Source organism: Acinetobacter sp. COS3, from assembly GCF_000475335.1.
Classification (GTDB): Bacteria; Pseudomonadota; Gammaproteobacteria; order Pseudomonadales; family Moraxellaceae; genus Acinetobacter; species Acinetobacter venetianus.
Genome location: NZ_AXCD01000023.1, coordinates 43,362 through 62,261, shown reverse-complemented (window position 1 = coordinate 62,261; position 18,900 = coordinate 43,362). Strand labels below are relative to the sequence as shown.

Here is an 18,900-nt window from a genome sequence, read left to right as displayed (position 1 = left end):
TCTGATAGTCAATTAAGCATGTAAGCCAGAATGTAAGATAGCGGTTGCACGTAGATCACGATACCAGCGCTCTACAGGATGCTCTTTGGTAAAACCATGACCACCGAGAATTTGCACACCATCTGTACCCATTTTCATAGATTTTTCAGCACAAAGTAGACGAGCCAAATACGCTTCACGATGGAATGTTTTTCCAGCTTCTGCCAAACTTGCGGCATTGAGAACCAACATACGCATCGCATCAATTTCAATTGCCATGTCAGCGATCATGAAAGCCACACTTTGACGATGAGAAATAGGTTCACCAAATGCAGTACGTTCATTTGCATACTTGATACAGTAAGCTTTAATCGCTTCACATGTACCAACAGCCATTGCGCACCACATTAAATTGCCAAGATCGATAAATGCGGTGTAATCAAAATCTGTATCACCCAAACGTAAAGCAGGGGTTTGATTGAATTGAAGTGTTGCTGTTTCTGTTGCTTTCAAACCCATTGCTGGATTTACTTTGATTGAAATGGTTTCATTGCATTGCACAACAAAAATATCAGGTTTACCGTTTAACTCAGCACTGACTAAGAAAACATCGGCTGTATCACCCAATATCACAAGGGTCTTTTCACCATTAATGAAAAACTGACCATTTTGTTCGATTGCAGTGGTTTTAAGCTGGAATGGATTGAACGCTGGTGTTGCTTCTTGAAATGCAAATGTTGCAGTGATATCTGTATCTTCAGCAAAACAAGGCAGATACATAGATTGAACTTGAGTTGAACCCCAACGTGTAATCGCATTAATGACGCTAAATGTACTGAGTAAGCCTGCTGTTAAGCTGAAATCACCTTTTGCTAGGCTTTCAGCAATCAAGATATTGCTGACAATATTTTGTTCTGCTGCAACACCACCTAAAGCTTCTGGTAAAGCGTAATAATTAAGCCCAAGATCAACTAAATGCTGCCAGAGTTCTTCAGGAAATTGCGCATTATGATCTGCATCATGTGCGAGCGTATAGAGCACTTCTTCAGCGAACTGTGACATTGCATCACACGTCATTTGCTGTTCTTCTGTTAAGCCAAGGTCAAATAGGTTTTTATTGACTTGATTCGGGAGGCGTTGCTTATCAATCGGTTGTGGCTTAAATGCTTTCTGAGTTTTAGTGAGTACCTTAAAACCTGTTTTTGAACCCTGATATAATGATTTTTCAACAAATTTTCTTAATTTGAGTTGATCAAGAACTTCGCTTCCTGCGATTTTGGTAATTAAAGATAGCCCGAAGCCTTGAGCTTTATTCATCATATTCGACATGACTTTATCCTAGAGGATGGTTGTAAAATTATGCTGACATGCTCTCAGTAAAAAAACTATGTCTTCTTTGACGTGCTGTTTTGAGAATGATAAAGGGTGATTTATGGATAGGTTGTTTTATAAGTATATATTTTTAAAAGATTTAAAAAAAATATGAAAAAATTGAACTCAAAAAAATTGACCAAACTGACAAATCAGATTGGTCAAAATGACTTTCTAGGAAAAATTATGCAAATTGACGAATCATTTTGCGAACATTGGTCTTTGCTTCAATGACCGTCATGAAGGTATAAGCACCAATAAATTTACGGCTAATAAACATAAATTCTTTAGGTGGAACTGAGAAATAGCGCGAAGCCATAGACTGCGCAGCTTGTTGCATGACTCTGCTATGTAATTGGCTTTTTTTCCAATCATAACGATCTTGTTCATCCATTACGCCAGCTGGCATATCAGGATTATTGCTCGGGCAACTAAACGCTTCTGTCGCGATTAGAAAAACATCAGCCATCCCAGGTTTGATACTTTCTGGCATTCCGTCAAAGAATTCATAACCCGTCATTGCTTTAACCATCGCCGTTTTATCGTGGTCATATCCTGCATGAATCAGATTTCGAGCAACCGTAAGTAAATTGTCGTCGAATTGGCGAATTGCACCAAAGTCGAGGAGAACGATTTGATCTTTTAGATCATCACCATTGCCAAGACGAACAAGATAGTTTCCGAAATTCGGGTCAGTTTGCATTTCACCCCATTCAAATAACTCTCGAACAGCAATTTCAAGCGAAGCTTCACCCAGTTGATTACGGCGTTCTTGAGGCAAAGAAAGCATGACAGGGCTATTAATGGGCACACCACGCTCAAAAGTCATACATAGAACTTTTTCAGCACAGAATTCATCAACAATTTGAGGCACGATATAGCGTGGATCATCATTCAAGCGTTCAGCAAAACGGCGTGTTGTCGCTGCTTCAATATCGTAGTTGACTTCACGATGCATCATTTCACGGACTTCATCAAACCACTGATCAAATTCGCGAGTTTGCGGCACCATACGGGTAAGCTTCAGCATGTTCTTGAATAGATTCATATCTGAGTCAATCGCTTCTGCGACACCCGGATATTGAATTTTTAAAACAAGCTCTAATCCATCTGATTTACGCGTTGCTCGGTGTACTTGCGCGAGGGAAGCAGTACCAATCGGCTCATGATCGATCGTTAAATCATCTAATTTAGAACCGAGTTGTTCTTGTAAATGACTTTTAATCGCAGGCCAAGCAAGGGCAACGGTTTGATTATTCAACGTATTGAGTGCTTGAGTAATTTCTTCAGGTAAGAAATGCTCACCATATAAAGCCATCATTTGTCCAATCTTTACGATTGAACCTTTTAATTTCCCAATTTCAGAAACTAAATAATGTGCTTGTTCAGCCATAGCTTTTTTACGTTTCTTCTCTTTTTCTTCTTCACTAGAGAAAAGGGAAGTAGCACTTGCAGTTGCCCAGCGTGTTCCAGCAAGTAAAGAGGCTTTAGCGATAGATAAGCGACGATCCACAGACGAGGTTTTTAGGTTCTTAAGCTTATCGTTCTGATCTGACATGAAAGAAAAATCCTATGCTGAAATCGGATGGTTGAAAGCCGAGAGATAAAGTGTAGAGGATATTACAGCTTTTGAACGTATTAAAATAGTTCAATCTCTTGAATTATCAGTCTAAATTTGTGAAATAGATCAATAATCTAAAATAGCCTAAGCAGATTTTTCATCCTAAATCTAGCTTAACTATACAGATGTCCTATATTTTAAACTGAATTTTCAGTACTGATTTACGCATTAATGCAGCGCGGTTGCTGTGAATATGTTTAATCAACATACGTTTCACATGACTGTGATGAAAGCCTAAGGCATGAGCTTTGACGATAATAATACTGGGTAATGTGAAGAAAAAATACTTCGTGTCATCTAAAGTCGCATTCTCAAAGATACCTTCCTCAATCAAAGTATTCCTCAGAAACTGTTTTTCAGCGTGAACGGTAGAAGATGATTCATCATTCCAATAGCTTTCTCGCATTGCCATTAAATTATTATGCTTGTAACTCATTAACTGATAGAGCCTATTCGTTTCACTATTAGAAAATATATGAGGTTCAAGATCGAGATATCAAGAATAGATTTATATCTAAAATAGCCTAAGCAAGTTTAAGATTTTTTATAAATAATGCTACACTAATACCACTTATTAAATGAATTAAGAATAGTTCGAAAGAAAATGACACCTGCATGTAAATTACTGGAAAAAAATAAAATATCATTCTCAATTCATGAATATGAACATGATGCAAATGCCAAAAGTTTTGGCTTGGAAGCTGCTGAAAAATTAAATTTAAAAGTAGAAGAAGTATTCAAAACTTTAATGGTAACAGACGAAAAAAATTACTACGTTGCAGTACTGCCAGTAAATCATCAATTAAATCTAAAAAAAGTTGCAGTGGCAGTAGGGTGTAAGAAACTTCAAATGGCGAATCCTAAAGACGCTGAGCGGTTAACAGGGTACTTAGTCGGTGGGATTAGTCCATTAGGGCAGAAAAAGCGTTTAAAAACAGTAATTGATTTAACGGCGCAATCTCTTGAAAAAATCTATGTCAGCGGTGGGAAAAGGGGCTTAGATATAGGTTTGAATCCTCATGATCTAGCCAAATTACTTGGTGCTTCATTTAGTGATGTATTAGACATTTAAATGGGTAAAATGTGCTAAATAGCTGTTATTGCTAAAATATTAATTTATCTGTAAAAACTATTGAGGATCTTAAAACCATCATTTTATTTAATGAGAATAATTATTATCTTTTTGTATCCTTTTTAATCTTAATTTTATATTTAAGCTAATTAATTCATATATTTAAGCCTGTATTTTTAGGATGTTTTATTAAATTGAATTATTAAATGATAATAATTATCATTAGCATAATCTTAATCATGATTAATTGTGGTTGAGGTGTGTTTAGAGCTCAAACATTACGAAAAATAAATTCTACTCTCTCGATAAGAGGATACAGTCTGATGCAATCACTTGCCAATCGGTTGGCGATACAACACTTCGTCAACGCTTACACGCAAGAAACTGGCAAAGGTCACTTGCTAAATAAAAGTCAGCAGAGTCCCCAACAACAAGCGTTTAGCCAAGGTTTGACGCTGTTATCAGTTCCGATTCACTCTATCCAAGCCCAATGCTATTTCCCATTAAGTTATGTCAGTCGAGTTGGGCGACATCGGTTACATGCTCTCCCACAAATAATGATTCAAGGACAGATTAAAACATTTAGCCCAGTTGCAATCGTGGGCTTGCTGTTGGAAGAACTTGTCTTTGAATCATCAATTCCTTTAGATGCTGCTTCTCTAGTTGAAAAGTGGATTCAAAGCCGAGATGCACTACAGCAGTTTTTAATGCAGCGTGAACATGATTTTGATGATCTTGTGAAAGCAGGGCAAAGCTTTATTGAAACCGAACAAGCTTTGATTTTAGGGCATAGCATGCATCCCGCGCCTAAAAGTCGAACGGGTTTTGTACATGAGGATTGGTTGAAGTTTTCGCCAGAACATAAAGGACAAACCCAACTTCATTATTGGTTTGTACATCAGGATTACATTGCGGAAGGGACAGCCACAAACGAGGAAATTTCCGAAGAGCTTAAAACGAATTTACAATGGTATCTGTCTGAAAATGATCTCAATCTATTAAAAACGCATACTGAATATAAATTATTGCCTTTACATCCTTGGCAAGCACGTTATTTACAAAGCAAACCGTGGTTTGAACGACTCAAGCAAACGGGTCAATTGATTGATCTTGGTTTACGAGGATGGCAATTTTTCCCGACAACATCGATTCGTACTTTAGCAAGCTTTAGTGCACCGTGGATGGTCAAACCTTCACTTTCTGTGATGATTACCAATTCAATCCGCGTTAATTTGGCGAAAGAGTGTCATCGTGGAGAGTTAACTCATCGCCTATGGCACAGTGAATACGGTCAGAATATTTTAAAACAATGCCCAAGTTTAAAAGCAGTCAACGACCCAGCTTGGATGGCATTAAAAATAGATGATGAGGTAGTGAATGAAAGTATTTGTATTTTCCGTGATCAACCTTTCCATCCGCAGCAGCAAGTGACGTGTATTGCATCACTTTGCCAAGATCATCCAAGTAAATCGTTAAATCGCTTTAATGCATTATTTGCAAAAATTGAAAAAACGCATTCAGACACTGATTTTTCTGAAATTGCGTTGGATTGGTTCAATCGATTCCTGGAAGTTAGCCTAGAGCCATTGATGTATTTGTATCATCGTTATGGTATGGCTTTTGAATCCCATCAGCAAAATGTGCTCTTAGAAATGGAAAATAATTTTCCAAAAACATTATGGCTACGTGACAATCAAGGTTTCTATTACGTTGAAGAATTTGCCACTGAGATCTTAAAAGTATTACCAGAGCTAAAAGAGAAAGCGTTTGCGGTTGGACCTAAAGATTTTGTCGATGAGCGTTTTAGTTATTATTTCTTTGGCAATACTTTGTTTGGCATCATCAATGCAATTGGTGCAACGGGTTATATCACTGAAGATGAGTTGCTTGAGCATCTTAAAGGTTTCTTACAAGATTTATTGCACCAGTATCCTGAAAGTACGTTATTGCAAGGTTTATTGTTTAATGAGACGTTGCCTTATAAGGGAAATTTACTAACGCGTTTACATGAACTTGATGAACTGATCGCACCTGTTGAGCATCAGTCTGTTTATGTACAGCTGCAAAATCCACTGTTCGTAGAGCAGAAGGATGTGAGCTATGCTTGATTTTATTGGAATCGGGTTAGGACCTTTCAATCTGAGTCTTGCTAGTCTTTTGCAAGGGAAAAGTGAGCTTAAATATCAATTTTTTGAACAAAAAGATGGATTTGACTGGCATGCCGGTATGCAATTGCCCAATGCTTTACTGCAAGTCCCATTTATGGCGGATTTAGTGAGTTTGGTCGAGCCAACAAGTCCCTATAGTTTTCTCAATTATTTAAAACATCACCAGCGATTATATAAATTTTATTTCCGTGAAAATTTATATATTCCACGCCAAGAATATAACCATTATTGTCAATGGGTTGTAAAACAACTGGATAATGTCCAATTTAATAGTCGCGTTCTTGAAGTCCAACCCGTAAAAGGTGGTTTTGAGGTTGAGGTTTTATTCAACGGCGAAATACAGTGCTATCGTGCGCGTCAATTGGTTTTAGGAATCGGGACTGTTCCACATTTACCTGAAAGTTTGCAGCATATTTATTCGCAAACAACACAGTGTTTACATTCAGCTGAATATTTGAAAAATTGCCCTGAAAAACTGAAAGGTGATGTCGTGTTGATTGGCTCAGGGCAGTCTGCGGCAGAAATTTTTATCGACTTATTTGATCGTCAATATGCACAAGGGCAGGTGAAAGCCAACTTCCATTTACATTGGTTAACTCGATCAGCGGGTTTTTTCCCAATGGAAAATACACCGTTAGGGCTTGAGCATTTTAGCCCTGACTATATGCACTATTTCTATCATTTACCTACCGCACTGAAAGCAGAGTTACCTGTTCAACAGGCAAATTTATATAAAGGGATTAGTAGTAAAACGATCCGCGATATTTATGAGCGACTTTATCATCGTAGTATTGGTGGTCAAAATACAGATGTGACTTTGGCAGGGCACCATCAGCTACAGTATGCAGAAGTGCTAGAAAATCAAAAACTACGTTTGCGTTTTGAACAGCATCAGCAAAATGAGAAGTATTTGGTTGATGCAGATTGTGTGATTGCCGCTACAGGCTATCGCTATCCAAAGCCTGCTTTTTTACAAAATTTACAGTCTTTAATTTCACTTGATCAGACCGATCGTTGGCAGGTTAGCTCAGATTTTGAAGTGAATTATCAAGGTGATGGGCGGATATTCTTACAGAATATGGAAGTGTTTCATCATGGTGTTGGAACACCTGACCTCGGTCTAGGTGCATATCGAGCAGCGACAATTGCCAATCAACTTTTGGGTAGGGAGTTATTTAAACTCGATCAGGCTCAGTCTTACCAACAGTTTGGTGTTGCTGCATCTATAAAACTAGATCAACCAGTGCGGAATCATGCACAGTTAGCTGATTCAACGCTGTCGCGTGTTTCTCAGAAATCAGATCAGCGTCGACATACTTCGCCAACGTTTTACTCACAGTTAAAACTATCAGAGCATATTGACTAGGTTGTACAGAGGAAAAGTGTATGGAGCAATCTTCTGTACCAACCGCTCAATCTGTTCAAGTCGGGTTGCAGCGTTATGTCTTACTTACTGTGATGCTTGGAACAGGCACAGTAAGTTTAAATAATAGTAGTTTTAACCCAGCAATTCCTCAATTGATGCAATATTTTCAAATTGGAGAGATTTGGGCGAGTTGGGTCGTTGTTGCTTTTTTATTGGCAATGAGCATCAGTTTGCCGCTCGCAGGTTATTTCAGTCAACGTTTTGGTAAACGACAGACTTATTTAACTGCACTGTTGTGCTTTGCTTTGGCATCGACAATTGGTGGATTATTTAATCAATTTGAGTCTGTTCTTATCGCGAGAGCCTTGCAGGGTTTTTGCAGCGGTCTCATGATTCCTTTGTCGCTGGGCTTGATCTTTTCGGTTACACCGACTGAACAACGAGGCAGTACTACAGGATTATGGGGTTCGATGATCATGCTGACTTTGGCAATCGGGCCGATGTTGGGTGCGTTAGTTTTGGTCTGGCTCGATTGGCAGGCTTTATTCTTTATCAACTTGCCGATTGCCTGTATCGCTCTAGTGTTGGGCTATCTTTATCTACCTAAAGAACAAGGCGACATGAATCAGTCCTTTGATTGGCTTGGATTCATCTATCTAAGTACAAGCATTATTTTGCTGTTAGTTACTTTAAGTCAGATTCATCAATTTGCAGATTTAGTCCAACCGATCTATTGGTTGTTGCTTGGCATTTGTGTCCTAACATTCTGGCAGTTTGTTAGAAGGCAAAAAGTTCAAACTCGTCCATTGATTGAACCAGCATTGTTCGATGTAAAAGGCTTTCGATTTAGTCTGATGATTTGTGTGGCACAAACGGTTGGTTTATTCATCGGTATGTTGCTTGTACCGTTATGGATTCAACAGAGTTTAAAGCTGAGTCCGCTCTGGACGGGTTTTGCCCTTATGAGTAGCGCACTTGTGACTGGTCTATGTAGTCAGCCTGCGGGAAAATATCTCGATAAATACGGCGCGTCAAAAATCATGAGCTTTGGTCTCATCATCACCGCATTGTCTTTTGCATTGCTTGCATGGGCACCCGTACAAAATGTCTGGTTCATTATCTGTTGCATGATGTTGCATGGTTTGGGAATGGGACTGTCTTATATGCCTTCAACCACAGCAGGTTTAAATAGTTTACGTCAGCAACAGCAACATTTGGTCACTCAGGCTGCTGCGTTAAATAATCTGTTCCGTCGACTTTTTGCTGCAGTTGCCGTGGTACTTGCTGCTTTATATCTGCAATTACGCCAAGACATTTTTCAAACAAGTTCAAATACAGCGCTGGATACATTTAAAGGCATTCAAGAAATTTTTATTTTTTGTACTTTGCTTATCTTGTGCGCTTTGCCTTATGCATGGCGTTTTCCAGACCAACACAAAATGAATTAAATATTTAGGAAGATCAAAATGGGACAATTACATCCAGTTTTATCAAATACGCATCTGATTCAAAATACCTTTCAAGCATGGCAACAACCACAATCTGAACAGTCGAAAGCGGTTGAACAGCGTGTAATAAAACAATTATTACAAGCGCTTATTTTCGAAGAGATCATTGCCGCTGATCATGATGGTGAAAGTTTTATTGTTCAGGTGCAGGATCACCAACAGCAAACGGTGCAGTATAAAGCGTCTGGTCAGCGTCAATATAGTTATAACTTAGTTCGATTGGCGCGTGATCAAGATGTTCTCCGCCAAGATGCGCAAGGTAAGCAGCAACCAGCTCGTCTGAATCAAGTCATAGATGAAATTCTGCGTTCAATTACAGACGCCGCGAAAGTTGAAGATTTCATTTTTGAATTAAAACGTACATATATTCACGATTTACAGTCACAAGTGTGTTTTGAAAACTATGCCTTGCCTGCAATTCAATATCCTTACGATATTCTCGAATCTTATTTAATGGATGGTCATCCATATCATCCTTGTTATAAGTCACGAGTTGGTTTCAGTTTGCAAGATAATATCCATTATGGCGTTGAATTTGCACAGCCGATGGCGCTCGTTTGGTTAGCTATACATAAAGATATTGTTGCTGAAAACCATTCCAATAGTATTGATACAAAAGAATTTTTTAAGGCACAGCTAAATTCCCAAGACCTAATCCAATTTCAGCAAAAACTTAAAAATCAAGTTAAAGAAAGCGCTGATTATGTGTGGATTCCAGTTCATCCTTGGCAATGGGAAAATCATCTCATCTCAATTTTTGCCGAAGAAATTGCCGATCAAAAAATTATGTATTTAGGTCACAGCCATGATCGTTATTTGGCGCAGCAGTCCTTACGAACTGTGACGAATCTTCAGCATCCAGAAAAACCATATATCAAACTTTCGATGAGTTTAACCAATACATCGAGTTCACGTGTATTGGCAAAACATACAGTGATGAATGGACCAATCATTACTGACTGGTTGCAAGCTTTGATTGATCAAAGTGAAACTGCGAAAAAATTAGATTTTGCGGTATTGCGTGAAGTTTATGGTTTGAGTGTAGATTTCACCCGTTTACCTGCTTCACATGCAAAACAAGCCTATGGAACGATTGGCTGTTTGTGGCGTGAAAGTGTGCATCAATATTTACGTGAAGGTGAAGATGCGATTCCATTGAATGGGGTGAGCCATATTCAAAAAGATGGGCAAGCCTTAATTGCACCGTGGATACAGCAATACGGCATGGAAAAATGGACACGTCAATTATTGAAAGTAGTGATTACGCCGCTGATTCACTTACTATTTGCTGAAGGTATTGCGACGGAGTCGCATGGGCAAAATATTATTTTGGTACATGAGAAAGGGTGGCCAACCCGAGTGTTGCTAAAAGATTTTCATGATGGTGTACGTTATAGCCCAGCACACTTGGCACATCCAGAATTAGCGCCTGAACTCGATCAATTGCCGCCTGAACATGCCAAAACCAATAGTATGTCTTTTATTTTGACTGACGACTTGGATGGGATTCGTGATTTTAGTTGTGCATGTCTGTTCTTTGTGGCGCTGACAGACATTGCAATTTTTCTAAATCAAACTTATGCGGTGGTAGAACAAGATTTTTGGCAATGGGCAGCGGATGTAATTCAGGAGTATCAGCAACAACATCCTGAACATACTGAGCGTTATCAAATCTTTGATGTATTTGCCGACAAGTTACGTATTGAATCATTGACCAAGCGTCGCTTATTTGGTGATGGTCGTATTCAAATTAAGTTTGTTGATAACCCATTAGCACCTTTTAAAGCTCAGGTGAAGTGAGGTTATTTATGAATGCGCTGCAACCTGTCTATCAATTGACAGACAGAACAATTTTACAAGATTTTGTGAATGCCTTATTGGTCGAGGAGTTGATTCCTGAGCAATATGTTGTTGATTTTGAAACAGCACAAGCAAAGCTCAGTGGATTTGATATTGATCTAGAACCATATTTTAATGAACGACTTGAGCAGCAATACTTTGTATTGTTACTTGAGCAGCAATCAAAGCGATGTGTCTTTTTTCCTGTAAATCAAGGTATTGCTCAACCTTGGTGTTTTTTTGCTGAGTCTGAAATTCTCTTAGTAGATCAGATGAATGATCAGGGTCAACTTCAGTCGATTGAACTATTGGGATTATTCCAATATTTGCAAGATATGGGGGTATTTCAGCACTGTCAGACGAATAAAATTCAAAATTTTGCAGATCAGATCCAGAAGTGTTTGCAGCAATATCGTTTGCTGCAACAACACAAAGTGAATACACACGAGTTGATGCATCAAAGTTCCGCACAGATATTTCGTATTTTAGAGCAATATGCGGGTTATCGGGATCGTCCTTATCATCCTTTATCCAAGTTGAAGGAAGGGTTGAGTCAACAGGAATACCTGCAATATTGTCCTGAATTTGCGCAGGAACTCAGTATCCACTGGGTTGCGGTACATAAAGACAAAATGATGTTTGGTGCAGGTGTTGAGGATATTTTTACGCAACAGCCTAGCCAAATTTTCATTAATCGTGCCGAACGACATCAACTGAAACAGGAAATGTTCCAGCGCGGATTGAGTGAATCGCATATCGCCATGCCTGTGCATCCGTGGCAGTTCAAGCATTTATTTGAACAATTCTTTGCTGAGGATGTAGCTGTAGGTATCTGTCAGCCATTGAATTTTATTTCAAAAGGAATGTACGCCACTGCTTCAATGCGAAGTTTATTGTCTGAGTATATTCCACAAGAAAGTCTGAAATTGCCGATAGGGATTAAAGCACTTGGTTCATTACGCTTTCTTCCGATCGTAAAAATGATTAATGGTGAGAAAAACCAGAAACTATTGTTACAAGCACAGCAAAAAGATCCTGTGCTGCAACAAAAATTATGGTTATGTGAAGAAACTCAATGGTGGTCTTATTTACCTGAAAAACAGCAAGATCGAAGTGCTGATAATGAATGGTTATTTGTAGAGAAACCGACACATTTAGCCGCTCAACGCCGTCGTATTCCACCTGAATTATTGCAGCAGCCGTATCAACTGATTCCAATGGCTAGTCTGGGACACAAGATTTCAGGTCAGCCGGCTGTGTTTGATTATATTTTGCAGCAACAAGGGCTGTCGAATGGAACGGCCGAGGTGTTAGAGCAATTCGCCCAATTATGTGCATGCTTTTTTGAAGTGAATTTACGTCTGTTCCGTTTGGGTTTGATGGGAGAAATTCATGGACAAAATTTATGTCTGGTGCTTAAAGATGGTCAATTTGATGGCTTGATGTTTAGAGATCATGACTCATTGCGTATTTACTTACCGTGGGTATTACAAAATGGTTTGGATGATCCAGATTATTTAAGTCCACATGATTTTAGAAATACGCTCTATCATGATTCAGTCGAAGAATTATTGTTCTACATTCAGACTTTAGGCATTCAAGTCAACCTTGGCTGTATTGTCGAGACTTTGGCGAAACATTATCAGATTGAAGTGCGTGAATTTTGGAAGGTGTTGGCTGTTGAGTTGCAACAGATACTGGAACAATTAGATTTTCAGCCTGAAATTCAAAAGCAGTTACAACGTTTGTTGTTTGAGTCACCACATTGGCCTTATAAACAATTGCTTCGACCGTTGCTTGAACAAGAGACTCGAATAGGCAGTATGCCTTCAGGTATCGGAAAAACGAGCAATCCACTTTGGCAAGTTTTCAATCAGTCATAGTAGCGATGAATGAATAGTTACTGTGCTAATCAAGCAAGATTAACCACGCCAGTTTCAGTGTTGCGGCAACATCTGAAACTGGAGGTGTGTTATTTAGACACAAAGACGGTCACTTTAGCAGATTTGCTTGATGATTCGATTTGTGAAAATACTCTTCAAGACTTTGCAAAACGTATTCATGCTAAAAACCTAAGCTGTGCCAGCTCTTTATTTGTCAAATATTGGTCTACTGTTTGGATCTTACCTTTTCTTTATTGCCAGGCGGCATCTTTAACTTTTGTGAAATGGCAGAGTTCAATCTTAGCTGTCAACTTACCCTGTGAATGGTACTGGGATCGGACATTGCAGTTGACAAACTCTGAGGCTTTATCTCTTGAAGTGATGTCTTTGCAGGATGTTGGTGCAATGTTTGATCAGCTCAATTGTGTGTTCCAACAGATCGCTAAGGTTGGAAGAGTGTCTTATGCCTTGATTTGGGAAAATGCTGCGGTTCGTGTGGTGCAGTTCTATCACTCATGGACACAGCAAAACATAAGTCCTGAGATGCAAGAAAAATTACAGCAACAACAACAGCTCATCAAAATGCGTTCAGCTCAAAGTTTTCATTTAGCTGAAAATCCTTTTGTTCGTCTTTGGAGTCACTGGCATCCAGAGTTTGCAACCTATATGAGAAAAAAGTGCTGTTTGTATTTTCAGTTAGAGGAAGCTGGTCAAACTTTATGTCGCAACTGTCCATCACAGCTAAAACAGATCAAATGAGAACATTTTATGAACCAGAACATAAACCTAGAAGCGCTTATAGCAGCGTATAAAAATATCGCGACCTCAACCATTGGGCATGTATTGGATGAAGGGCATATTCCACATGTTTTTCCAATGTCTCCTGAACAAAGTCTAGTCGGTGTGATTAGAACAGCGCGGCTTGAGTCAAAAAATGCAAGCAAATTAAGAGATGTCTTAATGAGCTGTCGGTCGAACGAAGTCCTCATCATTGATGCACGATATGATTTACAACGTGCATGTTGGGGGGAGCAAAGGAGTGTAGCTGCGATTCATTGTGGTTTAGCTGGCGTTGTCGTGCTTGGTGCTATTACTGATCGACAGGCGTTATCAAAATTAAAGCTTCCCATTTTTTCACATGCTGTCAGTTGCTTAACCACGCGTAATGAAGGTGAGAGCTTGGTTGAAATGGACACAGAAATTTATATTAATCAGTTCACGGTGCATTCTGGTGATTTATTAGTGGCTGATGCAGATGGAGTTTTTGTCTTGCCGATTGAGACAGCACATCAATATTTGGAGCAGTTTCAACATCTCGAAACTGAGGAAAAAATCAAAAAAGACAATTTTTTTCGTCTGAATGAAATTAATGAATACTATTTTTAATATAAATCATTCTCATTAATATTTAAATTTAGTATGATGAGTCGCCTTTTGGATATTTTTTGAGTGATATTAGGGCTCTGGAGAAATGAGAAAATGAAAGCGAAGAATGAGTTTGGGGCGAAAAAAGTACTGTTTAAAATGACACCATGTTGTCTTGCTGTCATGGCAATGTTTGCTCAGCATGTCTATGCAGATACAAGTTCAAATGAAGTTGCTACTGAAGAATCTAAGGAAAAACCTGTTGCACAATTAGAGAAAATCGTTGTTACAGCTACGCGTACGCCAAAAAATATTGCAGAAATTGCGGGGACTGTTCAAACCATTGACCATAATCAAATTGCGCAGCAAGCAACGGCGGGGCGTAAAGTTGCTGATGTATTAGCGCAACTTGTTCCATCACTCGCACCAAGTAGTGGAACTACGAGTAACTATGGTCAGACGATGCGTGGCCGTAATGTATTGGTGATGATTGATGGTGTATCTCAGACTGGTTCGCGCGATGTATCACGACAACTCAATAGTATTAGCCCGAGTATGATTGAACGTATTGAGATCATTTCAGGTGCAACAAGTATTTATGGTTCTGGTGCTACAGGTGGCATCATCAATATCATTACCAAGCGTGCTGATACATCAAAACCATTGAGCTTTGAAACCAAAGTTGGAATCACTTCATCTGATACATTCCGTGGCGATGGTTTAGCTTATGAAGTTGGACAAACCGTTTCATTCGATAAAGACAATATCAATGGTTTCTTAGGTGCGAACTTTACCAGTCGAGGTTCTCAATTCGATGGTAAGGGAGAGCGTATCGCAACCGATCCATACCAGACCAGCCGTGAAGATACCGACACAATCGATGTAAATGGTCGCGTGAATATTGATTTAACAGATACACAGTCTTTGAGCTTTGGTGCGCAATATTATAAAGACAAGCAAGACACAGAATATGGACGCGATTATACGGGCGATGTCGTAAACAATCCTTCATATAAAGCAGTCAAAGGGTTGAAACTAGATAATCAACCATTTACTGAGCGTTATGCAGTAAATACGCAATATCAAAATCAAGAGTTTTTAGGACAAACCTTAAATCTTGAGGCATATTACCGTAAAGAAAATGCACGTTTTTTCCCTGTTTATGCACTGACTCAATTTGCAAGCCAATCACAATCTGAGATTGAAGTTGCTGGGCTTCGCTCAACACTTCAAAAAGAACTAAGCGTTGCTGATCGTGCCTTAAAACTAACGTATGGTTTAGATTACGATCATGAAAAAGATCATCAATACTATGACTTACTGAATGCATTGGATAATGGTCTAACTTATACAAGTACAGGCAAAAGTTATGGTGCTGGGCCTGATACAACGATTCAAAATATCGGTGCTTTTTTACAAGCTGATTATGAACTGACGGATCGTTTAAATATCCAAGCAGGCACGCGTTATCAATATATCAAAGCAGATACAGATGCTTATATTCCATCAAGACAAGCTCAACGAGCAGCTCAAGGGCAAAGTGCTGATTTGACCGTCATTCCAAGTGACTCAACCAATTCAGACAAGTTTCTATTCAATTTAGGTGCTGTATACAAATTAACGGATGATCAGCAAGTCTTTGCGAACTTCTCACAAGGTTTCAGTTATCCAGATGTTCAACGTATGCTACGTGATGTTGCGATTTATACGCTTTCAACAGCGAATATTGAACCGATCACAGTGAATAGCTATGAATTGGGTTGGCGTTTAAACCAAGATGATGGTTTAAATCTTGGTGTAACAGGCTTCTATAATACGTCCGATAAGGTTGTACAGTTTAATGCTAACCGTTCTGCTAGTGTGGCTGATGCAGATCAACGTGTATATGGTGCAGAGCTCACAGCAAGTTATCCATTCATGGAAAACTTTAAAGTCGGCGGAACACTTGGTTATACCCGCGGACAATACGAGGATGCTGCTGGGAAATGGCGTGAACTCAATGCTTACCAAGTTTCTCCGACCAAAGGAACGGTATTTGGTGAATGGAATAATGATGAGGGTTATGGCGTTCGCGTACAAATGTTAGCGGTTAAAGGTACGGATAAAGCAGCCAAAGATGATCTCGTTGCTGTAACTGACGATAATATCCTTCCAAACTCAGCGGCAAAAATTACAGGTTATACCACCATGGATGTGCTAACACATTTCCCTGTAGGAAAAGGGCGCTTAGACTTTGGTGTCTATAATGTGTGGAACAAAGATTATCGTACTGTATATAGCCAACAATCGGCTGTCTCATTTGCTAAGTTATCAAGTTTACCTGCTGAAGGTCGTACCTATGGACTAAGCTATACAATTAATTACTAATAAAATTTGAGAAAGAAATATTGATTGGATAATGAGTATTTCTTTCTCTGTAAGCTTTTTTTGAGTGCAAGGTAATTAAGATGAGCCGAATTGAAAAACAAGAAAAATTTAATCTGACTTATCGCAGAGTATTTTTCATCTGCCTTGCAGCTTATTGTTATAGCTCTTGGCTAAGTTTGGTTTTGGCAAATTGGTTACCGTTTGCGACAGCAGAAAACGTCTATTTGGCCGTATTTTTAAGTTTTATTTTCTTCATTTTCTATGTGGTATTAGCCACTGCGGTGATATCTAAACTTTGGTTTTGGAGTATGAATAGTTTAGGAGTATTACTTCTTGCAGGTTATTGGTTATTAAACAGATGGGGAATGACCTAATGAATTTTCGTCAAATACAAGCCATTGTGCATAGCTGGTTTGGCATTGTTGTTTTATGGGGCATCTTCTTTATATTTTTTACAGGTTCCGTCGCTTATTTTCGTACAGAGTTGAATGTCTGGGCGCAACCTGAAGCGATGAGTCGTATTCAACATATTCCATCTACTCAACAGTCCGCTCAAACTGCTTTTAATTATCTTAACCAGCACGCTGAAGATGCGAAACGTTGGAGAGTCACTGTTGCAAACGAGCGAATGCCTGTCAATTTACTACAATGGCAAGATGAAAATGGACGGTATCAACAATTACAGAATCCACTCACTGGCGAGTTACTGAATCCAGTACGTGATACTTTGGGTGGTGATTTATTCTTTAAATTGCATTACACCTTGTATCCGCTACCCAGCAAAATTGGCAGTTTTATTGTCGCTATTATTTCAATTATTTTTTTAATTAGCCTGATTTCAGGGATTATTACCCATAAGAAAATTATCAAGGAGTTCTTTGTTTTCCGATCTTATAAAGGACAACGATCTTTACTCGACCTACACCATATAACGGGCATTGTGACGTTTCCTTTTTATTTGATTATGGGGTTTACAGGCTTATTGATTCTATTTTATCTAGTATTGCCGTGGGGACTGTCGCAGCATTATGGGAAAGCTGGCATTCCTCAATTTTATAATGAAATGCAGTATATAGAGATGGCGAAACCCTCTACATCATCGTCATCTAAAACAATGCAGCCGTTTAAAAAATTTATTGAGCAATTACCAGCTCAGACACAAACAGGGGCATTTTTAGATAAATTTGAAGTAAGAAAACCCAATACAGCGGATGCGGTGATTAGTTTTGAATATAACTATAAAAATATTATTACCTTAAATACACCTCAATATATTTTTGCGGCAAATACGGCTGAGTTACTTGAGCAGCCAAGAAACTTAAGTGCTGTGGCTCAGTTGGCTTCATCGACGTATGGCATTCATCTTGGTTATTTTGCATCGATGTGGATGCGTTTTATTTTGTCGTGCATGGGTATTATTGGCTGTGTAATGTTGATAGCTGGAGCATTGCTATGGCAAAAGAAGCGAATCAAAGCCCAAAATCATTTTAGTTATAAATTAGTACAACAATTGAATTTCTTTACCTTTTTAGGGCTTCCTTTGGCTTCCGCAGCTTATTTATTCGCTGGGCGAATATTGCCTGCAACGTTTGAAAGCAGAAGCAGCTATGAAGTGTCTACTTTTTTTATGATTTGGATTTTGAGCCTGTTATTCAGCTTAACTTTAAGTGTTCGCAAAGCGATTTTATCTTTGTTGATCATTACGGCATTGGTCTTGCTCATGATTCCAATCATTAGTTTTATCACCGTGCCTGAAGCATCTTTATTAAATAGTACAGTTCATGGTCAGTGGTGGTTGGCAGGTGTTGATCTTGCTTTTCTATTGCTTGCTTTGGCTTATATCGCAGCAATCCTGTTCTATCTCAAAAAGTTTAAAGTATCTGGAGAGATAAAATGAGTTTTGCAGCATTGTTTTGGTCCTTAGCTGCCGTGATGCAGGGCTGTATGTTGAGTCAGTTTGGTCAGAAGCATCTGAAATACGATGGGTTAAATCAAAATCTTAAAAGAGTTTTGCCTTGGCTAACAGTTTTATTCTTGATGATTTCATTGCTAATGAATTGTCATTATGAAGGTTCTTCAGTTGGACCTTTAACATGGCTATTCGTGATACTAACAACAGCATTTTTTTTACAAGTACTTAGTTTTTATCTATTTAGAAAATATTTCATTTTGATTTGGTTAGGTTCGATCATTTTCGCTTTTATTTTTACAGCACTAGAGCTTTTAGCGTTTATTTAAGCTTTTCAAGGTAGAAGCGAATACGCTCTTATAAATAAATTAAATTAACAAAAAACAAGAAAAATAAATTCCACCATTTAATGAAAACGATTATTATTATCATTTAATGGTAAAAGCAAGGAA

Annotated in this window: 15 protein-coding genes; 12 read left to right on the top strand and 3 right to left on the bottom strand. The window is 38.6% G+C overall.

Annotation, left to right across the window (positions count from 1 at the left end; translation table 11 throughout):
- Positions 1–12 precede the first annotated feature (12 nt).
- The 3 genes from IO68_RS26405 to IO68_RS26395 all read right to left on the bottom strand — a co-directional run bounded on the left by IO68_RS26405 (position 13) and on the right by IO68_RS26395 (position 3,407).
- Positions 13–1,299: an acyl-CoA dehydrogenase family protein gene (locus IO68_RS26405; RefSeq protein ID WP_171068574.1), complete on the bottom strand. Its 1,287-nt coding sequence runs from the start codon at positions 1,297–1,299 to the stop codon at positions 13–15.
- Between the two features lie 235 nt (positions 1,300–1,534).
- Positions 1,535–2,908, bottom strand: coding sequence for an ABC1 kinase family protein (locus IO68_RS26400; protein ID WP_004879365.1), 1,374 nt, complete (start codon positions 2,906–2,908; stop codon positions 1,535–1,537).
- A 193-nt stretch (positions 2,909–3,101) separates the two neighbouring features.
- The gene (locus IO68_RS26395) at positions 3,102–3,407 is read right to left on the bottom strand and encodes a hypothetical protein (RefSeq protein WP_004879367.1); all 306 of its coding nucleotides are present in this window, start codon (positions 3,405–3,407) and stop codon (positions 3,102–3,104) included.
- A 168-nt stretch (positions 3,408–3,575) separates the two neighbouring features.
- On the opposite strand from IO68_RS26395, the gene ybaK reads away from it, so the two are divergent.
- From ybaK to IO68_RS26335, 12 genes are all read left to right on the top strand, one after another.
- Positions 3,576–4,043 (top strand): Cys-tRNA(Pro) deacylase, encoded by a 468-nt coding sequence (gene ybaK, locus IO68_RS26390; protein WP_023013505.1) that lies wholly within the window; start codon positions 3,576–3,578, stop codon positions 4,041–4,043.
- Between the two features lie 323 nt (positions 4,044–4,366).
- The gene (locus IO68_RS26385) at positions 4,367–6,151 is read left to right on the top strand and encodes an IucA/IucC family protein (protein WP_023013504.1); all 1,785 of its coding nucleotides are present in this window, start codon (positions 4,367–4,369) and stop codon (positions 6,149–6,151) included.
- The gene (locus IO68_RS26380) at positions 6,144–7,577 is read left to right on the top strand and encodes a lysine N(6)-hydroxylase/L-ornithine N(5)-oxygenase family protein (RefSeq protein ID WP_023013503.1); all 1,434 of its coding nucleotides are present in this window, start codon (positions 6,144–6,146) and stop codon (positions 7,575–7,577) included. The genes IO68_RS26385 and IO68_RS26380 overlap by 8 nt, the downstream gene beginning before the upstream one ends.
- 20 nt (positions 7,578–7,597) lie before the next feature.
- A complete protein-coding gene (locus IO68_RS26375; RefSeq protein WP_023013502.1) occupies positions 7,598–9,025 on the top strand; it encodes a DHA2 family efflux MFS transporter permease subunit in 1,428 nt (475 codons plus the stop codon).
- Between the two features lie 18 nt (positions 9,026–9,043).
- Positions 9,044–10,885: an IucA/IucC family protein gene (locus tag IO68_RS26370; protein ID WP_023013501.1), complete on the top strand. Its 1,842-nt coding sequence runs from the start codon at positions 9,044–9,046 to the stop codon at positions 10,883–10,885.
- 8 nt (positions 10,886–10,893) lie between these two features.
- Positions 10,894–12,807: an IucA/IucC family protein gene (locus IO68_RS26365; protein ID WP_023013500.1), complete on the top strand. Its 1,914-nt coding sequence runs from the start codon at positions 10,894–10,896 to the stop codon at positions 12,805–12,807.
- A gap of 9 nt (positions 12,808–12,816) precedes the next feature.
- On the top strand, positions 12,817–13,566 hold the full coding sequence (locus IO68_RS26360) for a (2Fe-2S)-binding protein (protein WP_023013499.1): 750 nt from the start codon (positions 12,817–12,819) through the stop codon (positions 13,564–13,566).
- A 9-nt stretch (positions 13,567–13,575) separates the two neighbouring features.
- Positions 13,576–14,193 carry an RraA family protein gene (locus IO68_RS26355; RefSeq protein WP_023013498.1) on the top strand — a complete coding sequence of 206 codons (618 nt, stop codon included), beginning with the start codon at positions 13,576–13,578 and terminating at the stop codon, positions 14,191–14,193.
- A gap of 93 nt (positions 14,194–14,286) precedes the next feature.
- A complete protein-coding gene (locus IO68_RS26350) occupies positions 14,287–16,539 on the top strand; it encodes a TonB-dependent receptor (RefSeq protein ID WP_007483346.1) in 2,253 nt (750 codons plus the stop codon).
- Between the two features lie 80 nt (positions 16,540–16,619).
- Complete coding sequence (locus IO68_RS26345) at positions 16,620–16,913, top strand: hypothetical protein (protein WP_007483345.1); 294 nt, start codon at positions 16,620–16,622, stop codon at positions 16,911–16,913.
- Entirely contained in the window at positions 16,913–18,436 is a 1,524-nt protein-coding gene (locus IO68_RS26340; RefSeq protein ID WP_023013497.1) for a PepSY-associated TM helix domain-containing protein, read from the top strand. Before IO68_RS26345 ends, IO68_RS26340 begins: the two co-directional genes overlap by 1 nt.
- Positions 18,433–18,777, top strand: coding sequence for a hypothetical protein (locus IO68_RS26335; protein ID WP_004879400.1), 345 nt, complete (start codon positions 18,433–18,435; stop codon positions 18,775–18,777). The genes IO68_RS26340 and IO68_RS26335 overlap by 4 nt, the downstream gene beginning before the upstream one ends.
- Positions 18,778–18,900 lie beyond the last annotated feature (123 nt).

Coding starts and splice junctions, on each gene's coding strand:
- IO68_RS26405 (WP_171068574.1), bottom strand. CDS start 1,299: ATGATGAATAAAGCTCAAGGCTTCGGGCTATCTTTAATTACCAAAATC.
- IO68_RS26400 (WP_004879365.1), bottom strand. CDS start 2,908: ATGTCAGATCAGAACGATAAGCTTAAGAACCTAAAAACCTCGTCTGTG.
- IO68_RS26395 (WP_004879367.1), bottom strand. CDS start 3,407: ATGAGTTACAAGCATAATAATTTAATGGCAATGCGAGAAAGCTATTGG.
- ybaK (WP_023013505.1), top strand. CDS start 3,576: ATGACACCTGCATGTAAATTACTGGAAAAAAATAAAATATCATTCTCA.
- IO68_RS26385 (WP_023013504.1), top strand. CDS start 4,367: ATGCAATCACTTGCCAATCGGTTGGCGATACAACACTTCGTCAACGCT.
- IO68_RS26380 (WP_023013503.1), top strand. CDS start 6,144: ATGCTTGATTTTATTGGAATCGGGTTAGGACCTTTCAATCTGAGTCTT.
- IO68_RS26375 (WP_023013502.1), top strand. CDS start 7,598: ATGGAGCAATCTTCTGTACCAACCGCTCAATCTGTTCAAGTCGGGTTG.
- IO68_RS26370 (WP_023013501.1), top strand. CDS start 9,044: ATGGGACAATTACATCCAGTTTTATCAAATACGCATCTGATTCAAAAT.
- IO68_RS26365 (WP_023013500.1), top strand. CDS start 10,894: ATGAATGCGCTGCAACCTGTCTATCAATTGACAGACAGAACAATTTTA.
- IO68_RS26360 (WP_023013499.1), top strand. CDS start 12,817: ATGAATAGTTACTGTGCTAATCAAGCAAGATTAACCACGCCAGTTTCA.
- IO68_RS26355 (WP_023013498.1), top strand. CDS start 13,576: ATGAACCAGAACATAAACCTAGAAGCGCTTATAGCAGCGTATAAAAAT.
- IO68_RS26350 (WP_007483346.1), top strand. CDS start 14,287: ATGAAAGCGAAGAATGAGTTTGGGGCGAAAAAAGTACTGTTTAAAATG.
- IO68_RS26345 (WP_007483345.1), top strand. CDS start 16,620: ATGAGCCGAATTGAAAAACAAGAAAAATTTAATCTGACTTATCGCAGA.
- IO68_RS26340 (WP_023013497.1), top strand. CDS start 16,913: ATGAATTTTCGTCAAATACAAGCCATTGTGCATAGCTGGTTTGGCATT.
- IO68_RS26335 (WP_004879400.1), top strand. CDS start 18,433: ATGAGTTTTGCAGCATTGTTTTGGTCCTTAGCTGCCGTGATGCAGGGC.